The sequence below is a fragment of the Saccharopolyspora sp. genome, from assembly GCF_017434145.1.
In the GTDB taxonomy this organism is placed as follows: Bacteria; Actinomycetota; Actinomycetes; order Mycobacteriales; family Pseudonocardiaceae; genus Saccharopolyspora_C; species Saccharopolyspora_C galaxeae.
This window is the reverse complement of the sequence record NZ_JAFRFW010000048.1, coordinates 1-5,138: the sequence shown is the minus strand read 5'-3', so window position 1 is coordinate 5,138 and position 5,138 is coordinate 1. Positions and strand designations below refer to the sequence as shown.

Annotated in this window: 4 protein-coding genes; 3 read left to right on the top strand and 1 reads right to left on the bottom strand. The window is 71.5% G+C overall.

The genetic code is table 11. The features are described from left to right. On the top strand, nucleotides 1-1,150 hold a 1,150-nt coding region (locus IJH84_RS01275; protein ID WP_295139250.1), incomplete at its 5' end, for a molybdopterin cofactor-binding domain-containing protein. A 132-nt stretch (nucleotides 1,151-1,282) separates the two neighbouring features. On the opposite strand, the gene IJH84_RS01270 is transcribed toward IJH84_RS01275, so the two are convergent. Next, nucleotides 1,283-2,026 (bottom strand): FadR/GntR family transcriptional regulator, encoded by a 744-nt coding sequence (locus IJH84_RS01270; protein ID WP_200071588.1) that lies wholly within the window; start codon nucleotides 2,024-2,026, stop codon nucleotides 1,283-1,285. Nucleotides 2,027-2,274: 248 nt separating this feature from the next. Between IJH84_RS01270 and IJH84_RS01265 the strand changes: the two genes are divergently transcribed. Beyond that, nucleotides 2,275-3,645, top strand: a complete 1,371-nt coding sequence (locus IJH84_RS01265; RefSeq protein ID WP_295139246.1) for an MFS transporter — start codon at nucleotides 2,275-2,277, stop codon at nucleotides 3,643-3,645. Next, the coding region (locus IJH84_RS01260; protein WP_295139244.1) for a dihydroxyacetone kinase family protein at nucleotides 3,642-5,138 on the top strand (1,497 nt) is incomplete at its 3' end. The genes IJH84_RS01265 and IJH84_RS01260, both read left to right, overlap by 4 nt.

Below are 5,138 nucleotides of genomic sequence, written 5' to 3'. Positions count from 1 at the left end.
GGGCGCCCCCGGCGCGGCCCCCGGCGCGTTCGCGCTGGAACGCGCGCTCGACGAGCTGGCCGTCGCGCTGCGCATGGACCCGATCGAGCTGCGGCTGCGGAACAACTCGGCGGCACCGCCCGGAAAAGACCTGCAGTGGTCCAGCAAGCACCTGGACGAGTGCTTCCGCACCGGTGCGCGGCGGTTCGGCTGGCAGCACCGCCCGCCGGGGGAACGCAGCGATGGCGACTGGCTCGTCGGGCAGGGCACGGCGACCGCCATGTTCCCGGCCCTCCGGTTCCCCGCCACGGTCGGGATCACGCTGCACGCCGACGACCGGGCGGAAGTCGCGACCAGCGGAGCCGACCCGGGAACGGGCCTGCTGACCGTGCTTTCGCTGGTGGGGGCCGAATCGCTGGACATCCCGCAGGAGCTGATCACGCCGCGGCTGGGCGACTCGGCGCTGCCACCCGGGGGCATGTCCGGCGGTTCGACCGCGACCGCCAGCGCCGGTTCGGCCGTCGTGGTCGCGGCCGCCGAGGTGACCGACGCGTTGCTCGAGCTGGCGGCGGCGCCGGGCTCGCCCTTCGAGGGCATGGAGGTGGTCTACGAAGCGGGCAGGCTGCTCGCCGGTGATCGCAGCATGACCTTCGGCGAGCTGTTGCGCGCGGTCGGCCGCTCCTCGATCTCCGCGACGGGCTCGTCCACGCCCGGCGAGGAGCTGACCAAGCACTCGTTCAGCTCGTTCGGTGCGCAGTTCTGCGAGGTCCGGGTGCACAAGTGGACCCGGGAGGCGCGGGTCTCGCGGATGACCGGCGTGTTCGACGCGGGCCGGATCATCAACGAGCAGACGGCGCGCAGCCAGCTCGCGGGCGGCATGATCTGGGGCGTGTCGGCGGCGCTGCACGAGGGCCTGGAGATCGAGCCGGACGGCCGGTTCGCCAACGGCGACTTCGCCGGCTACCTGCTGCCGGTCAACGCCGACATCCCCGATGTCGACGTGCAGTTCGTGCAATACCCGGACACGTTGCAGAACAGCCTGGGAGCGCGCGGGGTCGGCGAGATCGGCATCGTCGGCATGGCGGCGGCGGTGGCCAACGCCGTGTACAACGCCACCGGCATCCGCGTCCGCAACATCCCCATCATGCTGGAAGATCTGCTGCAGCAGTGAGTTCACCCGTGCCGCCGGGAGCTTCGAACCGAGGCTCCCGGCGGCACGCCGTTTCGTCCCCAGTGGACACCGCGGCTGACTTCCGGCATTGAGCGGCGAAGCCGCTCAGCGGTGACCGAGCAGCGCCGCTGCTCAGCCGTCCTGGTCCAGGGTCTCGGCCAGCCGTCCGGCTGCGGTGCCCATGTGCGCGCTCATCGCGGCGGCGGCCGCATCGGCGTCGCCTGCGCGCAGTGCGTCGTAGATCCCCTGATGTTCGGACAGCGCGAGTTCCGCGTGCGTCCGGTCGGCCAGCGCGCGCTCGACCCAGATCCGCAGCAGCGAGCGGACGTTCTGCAACAGCTGCTGCAGCACGACGTTGCCGGAAGCCACCGCGATGCGCAGGTGGAACAGCCGGTCGGCCTCGACGAACTTCGCCAAGTCGGTGAGGTTCTGCCGCATCCCGTCCAGCTGCGCGGCGAGGTCGGCCAGGTCCTCTGCGGTGCACCGCTCGGCCGCGCTGCGCACGGCCAGCACCTCCAGCCCGTTGCGCACCTCGACGAGCTCGCGGGTGCGCGGCTCCCCGAGCATCAATCCCCAGCTCAACGTCTGCGGCAGCAATTCCGAAGCGCTGCCGCGCAGGTACGTCCCGGAGCCGGGGCGCACCACCACGATGCCGAGGATCTCCAGCGCCGCCAACGCTTCGCGGATCGCCGAGCGCCCCACGCCGAGCGAGGTGGCGAGGCTGCGCTCGGGCGGCAGCCGGGTGCCGGGTTGCAGGTCCCCGGCGGTGAACAGGTCGAGCAGCCGCTTGGCGACCTCGCCGACCGCGGTACCCGCGGGCACGCTGCCCAGCGCTTCGCCGATGCCCGCGGCCTCGGACCCGTTCGGAGTGGACATGGGACCGAGCCTAGCAAGATCCGTCGCGGCAAAATTGGTCAACCGGTTGACAGGTTGGTCGCTGGATTTCAATACTTGGCCGCACGGCGAGGGCGGCTCGCCGGATCCCGCATTCCCGGCCCCGCACTCCGGCCGCCCAGACCACTCCGGCCGCCCAGACCACTTCGGCCGCCAGACCACGGCCGCCCGGACCGCTCCGACCACTCCGCCGAGCACCGGACGCTCCCGCAGCGCAGCAAGGAGTCAATGTGGACACCTCGACCACCTCGCGGGAACGCCGCCCGGGCGTGGAAAAGGCGGCCATCCGCAAAGTCGCGGTCCGCCTGGTGCCGTTCGTGGCGCTGATGTTCTTCGTCAACTACCTGGACCGCACGGCGATCAGCTTCGCCGCGTCGAACGGGATGCGCAGCGACCTCGGCCTGACCGCGGCCCAGTTCGGCTTCGCCTCCGGCGTGTTCTTCATCGGCTACCTGCTGCTGGAAGTGCCCAGCAACATCGCCCTGCAGAAGGTCGGGGCGCGCCGCTGGCTCGCCCGGATCATGGTGTCGTGGGGCGCGGTGGCGCTGCTGTTCACGTGGGTGCAGGACTTCACCCAGCTCGCGGTGCTGCGTTTTCTGCTCGGTGTGGCCGAGGCCGGGTTCTTCCCGGGCGCGGTGCTGTTTCTGAGCCTGTGGGTGCCCGCCCGCTACCGCAGCCGGATCCTGGCGCTGTTCTACCTGGCGCAGCCGCTGACCACGGTGCTCGGTGCGCCGCTGGCGGGTTACCTGATGCAGCAGCAGGGTGTGTTCGGCCTGCAGGGCTGGCGGTTCATGTTCTTCGGCGTCGCGATCCCGGCGATCGTGCTGGGCGTGGTGGCGTGGTTCTACCTGGCCGACAGCCCCGCGCAGGCGAAATGGCTCACCGCCGCGGAGAAGGACTGGCTGACTTCGGAACTTTCGGCCGAGCAGCAGGAGAAACCCGCGGGCCGCGGCGGAGTGCGCGCGGTGTTCCGCAACGGCCGGGTGTGGGCGCTGTCGATGCTCTACTTCGGGTTCATCTACGGGCTCTACACGCTGGCGTTCTTCCTGCCCGCGATCATCGGCCGGTTCGAGCAGCGGTTCTCCACCAGCTTCGGCGTGTTCGAGGAAGGCTTGATCACCGCGGTGCCCTACCTGCCCGCCGCCGTGGTGCTCTACCTGTGGTCGCGGGACGTGACCCGGCGCGGTCTGCGTCCCTGGCACATCTGGGGACCGGCGCTGCTCGGCGCGGTCAGCGTGCCGCTGGCGCTGTTCGCGGGCTCGCCGGAGCTGACCATCGCGGTCATCACGGTCACCGCGTGCTCGATCTTCGCCGCGCTGCCGAACTTCTGGACGCTGCCGACCCGGTTCCTCGGCGGAATGGCCGCCGCCGCGGGCGTCGCGCTGATCAACACCGTCGGCAACTTCGCCGGGTTCGTCGCGCCTTACGTCACCGGCGCGCTGTTCGACTGGACCGGCTCCTACGTGCTGCCGATGTTCGTCGTGGGCGGATTCTTGCTGCTGTCGGCAGTGCTGATGGTATTGCTGGGCCGCGGAGACCGGACGGGTGAGCAGACCCGCACGGCCGCCGACCGATCGTCACACCGGCAGGAGAACCCATGACACGACTGTTCAACGATCCGGGCGCGTTCGCCGCGGAAATGCTGAACGGCTTCGCGACCGCCCAGCAGCACCGGCTCCGCCAGGTCTCCGGCGGAGTGATCCGGCGCGGGCAGACCCCGCCGGGCCGGGTCGCCGTGGTGATCGGCGGCGGTTCCGGGCACTACCCCGCGTTCGGCGGCCTGGTCGGGCCCGGGCTGGCGCACGGGGCGGCGATGGGCAACCTGTTCGCCTCGCCGTCGGCCAGGCAGGTCCACTCGGTGGCCGCCTCGGCGGACAACGGCGGCGGAGTGCTGCTGTGCTACGGCAATTACGCGGGCGACGTGCTGCACTTCGGGCTCGCCGAGCAGCGGCTGATCGGCGACGGAATCGGCTGCCGCACGGTCGTGGTCACCGACGACGTCTCCAGCGCGGAACCGTCCGATGTGGACCGGCGTCGCGGCGTGGCCGGGGACCTCGTGGTGTTCAAGGCCGCCGCCGCTGCCGCCGAGGAAGGCTTCGACCTCGACGAGGTCGCCCGGGTCGCCGCGCACGCCAACGCCCGCACCCGCTCGTTCGGCGTGGCCTTCGGCGGGTGCACGATGCCCGGCGCGGACCAGCCGCTGTTCACCGTCGCCGACGGGAAAATGGCCGTGGGCATGGGAATCCACGGTGAGCCCGGCATCGACGAGCAGGAGGTCCCCACCGCCGACGGGCTGGCCGAGCTGTTCGTGCAGAAGGTGCTCGCGGAAGTGCCCAAGGATGTCGGGCAGGTCGCGGGCAGCCGGGTCGCGGTGCTGCTCAACGGACTCGGGTCGGTGAAGTACGAAGAGCTGTTCGTGGTCTACCGGCGGGTGGCCGAACTGCTGGCCGAAGCCGGGCTGGTGGTCGTCGAACCGGAGGTCGGCGAGCTGGTGACCAGCTTCGACATGGCTGGGGCCTCGCTCACGCTGTGCTGGCTGGACGACGAGCTGGAGCGGTTCTGGCGCGCGCCCGCCGACTCCCCCGCCTACCGCAAGCTGCCGGCTGCCGAGGACGGTCCGGAGTCCGCGCAGGCCGTGCTGGAGCTCGAAGAGATTCCGCGCGCTTCGGCGGAATCCCGCGCCGCGGCGGTGCGGGTGCTGGCCGCGCTGGAGACCGTCAAGTCCACTGTGGATGACAATGCGGCGGAGCTGGGCCGGATCGACGCGGTCGCGGGCGACGGCGACCACGGCATCGGGATGCAGCGCGGCGCGGAAGCCGCGGTGCTGGCCGCGCGGGAAGCCGCCGCGGGCGGAGCGGGCGCGGGCACCCTGCTCGGCCGGGCCGCCGACGAGTGGGCCGATCAGGCCGGCGGGACTTCAGGAGCGCTGTGGGGCGTGGCGCTGCGCGCGCTGGGAGCCGAGTTCGGCGACGAGTCCGCACCCTCCGCGCACAGCATCGCAGCAGGTGTACGAGCCGCCAAGGACGCGGTGATCCGCCTCGGGCAGGCTCGGCTCGGCGACAAGACGATGATCGACGCGCTGGTGCCGTTCGCC